Source organism: Microbulbifer halophilus (genome assembly GCF_026183675.1).
GTDB classification, from domain to species: Bacteria; Pseudomonadota; Gammaproteobacteria; order Pseudomonadales; family Cellvibrionaceae; genus Microbulbifer; species Microbulbifer halophilus.
Genome location: NZ_JAPIVK010000079.1, coordinates 1 through 1,944, shown reverse-complemented (window position 1 = coordinate 1,944; position 1,944 = coordinate 1). Strand labels below are relative to the sequence as shown.

Annotated in this window: 1 protein-coding gene and 1 pseudogene; both read left to right on the top strand. The window is 63.1% G+C overall.

Translation table 11 applies throughout. From position 1 onward, the window contains the following. Positions 1-462 (top strand): annotated as a pseudogene (locus tag OQE62_RS19260) (thrombospondin type 3 repeat-containing protein); the annotation flags it as partial. A 658-nt stretch (positions 463-1,120) separates the two neighbouring features. Continuing rightward, positions 1,121-1,944 (top strand): thrombospondin type 3 repeat-containing protein (locus OQE62_RS19255; protein WP_265723668.1); only part of this gene is annotated, 824 nt, incomplete at its 3' end.

Genomic DNA, 1,944 nt, shown 5'->3' with positions numbered 1-1,944 from the left:
GACCCGAACGCCACCGTGACCAGCGGCGACACCGGCCTCACCTGCGTGGGCTGCTCGGTCACCGATGAAGGCTTTGTGATCGACAACAACCTGGACAACGCCGCGCGGATCTCCGTCCCCGCCGCCCTGACAGGCAGCGCCTTTATCCAGGTGACCGACACCAGCCAGACCTACACCGGCGCACACCGCGTAGGCTTTGTGGTGCAGAACCCCGACACGGTCATCGACCTGACGCTGCTGGAGACCATCACCATCACCACACTGCTGAACGGCACCGAGCAGGAGAGCTTTACCGGCTCCAGCCTGGTGGCGCTCAGCGTCCTCGGTGGCGGTGACCAGGCGCTGGTGTCCTTCGACTCCACCCTGGACTTCAACCAGGTGCAGATTGACCTGGGTGCCCTCGCCAGCCTGGTGAACGACCTGGATGTCTTCTCCGCCTGCGTGGCACCGCCGGCACCCTGATCGGTCAGCGGTAACACTCCGGCCCGAAAGCTGAACGGGCCATCACCTGAGCCCCGGCCATTGCCGGGGCTTTTTTGTGGCTGCCTGAGAAATACCTTTTAAAAGCTGGGAGGGGAAACCCGGAGCGGCTGTCTGCGCAAGCGGGACAGGGATACGTTTTGCTTCGGCCTGCCAGGGCCGCTCACCAACTCCGGGATCTTCTTCATTCAAAATGCACTGAGCGCACACCTTTCGGCGCGACCATCGCGGCCCTAGTGGCTCATGCGGTAAAATATCCGGGCTTGGCCTCTCATTGTCCCGTCTTTCCGGCCCCTGCTTCCTCCCGAAGCCCTGTATGGCGGCCAACAATGGTATTTCCTGCCAGTTTTTAGACGCGCCTAGCAAAATGGCCTAGAACTATTGATACGGAAAGGAAATCCGGACCGGGGTATATCCCGGTTTTGCGCCCGCTCTACAGCGGGAACTCAACGGGACTGGACAGGGAAGTCGGGCCACGGTCAAAGCACACATGTCATTTTCGGCGACTTGATTTTCCACGGCCATTTTTTGGCAATGGAAAATCCGGTGCGTCCGCTTGCACGACCACACCCCACCTCTCTGGGCCAACTCCGGTAACTGATACGCAGGTTAAACCACTTGCACCTAGGAGAGGGAACTCATGACCCGAATACCCATACTTTTCTTCGCGCTGGCGATGGCGGCACTCGCCGGCTGCGACTCCGACGGCGACTCCAGTCGACGCAGTGTCACGATCATCGACACAGACGGCGACGGAGTGGCCGATTTCTTCGATAACTGCCCCGACACTGCCAACGCCGACCAGGCCGACACCGACGGCGACGGCACCGGTGACGCCTGCGAAGACGAGCCGGGAGTTGGCGACAGTGACGGCGACGGCGTTGCAGACGATGCAGACAACTGCCCCGATGTCGCCAACCCGAATCAGGAAGACACCGACGGCGACGGCGTCGGCGATGCCTGCGACTCCACACCCGGCACTGTCGACGACCGCGACGGCGACGGCGTCCCGGATGGCCAGGACAACTGCCCCGACGATCCCAACCCGGACCAGGGTGACCAGGACGGTGACGGTACGGGCAATGCCTGCGACTCCGATGACGACGGCGACGGCATCGACGACGGCAACGACAATTGCCCGATGGTTGCCAATGCCGACCAGACCGACACCGACGGCGACGGCCAGGGCGACGCCTGTGACAACGACGACGACGGCGACGGCGTCACCGATGGCCAGGACAACTGCCCCACCACTCCCAACCCGGGCCAGGAGGACAGTGACGGCGACGGTATCGGCGACGCCTGTGACGACGACGCCGACAGCGACAATGACGGCATCCCCGATCCCGCTGACAACTGCCCGCAGGTGGCCAACCCCGGCCAGCAAGACCAGGATGGCGACGGCATCGGCGACGCCTGCGACGACGACCGCGACGGCGACGGTGTGAACAACGATATCGACAA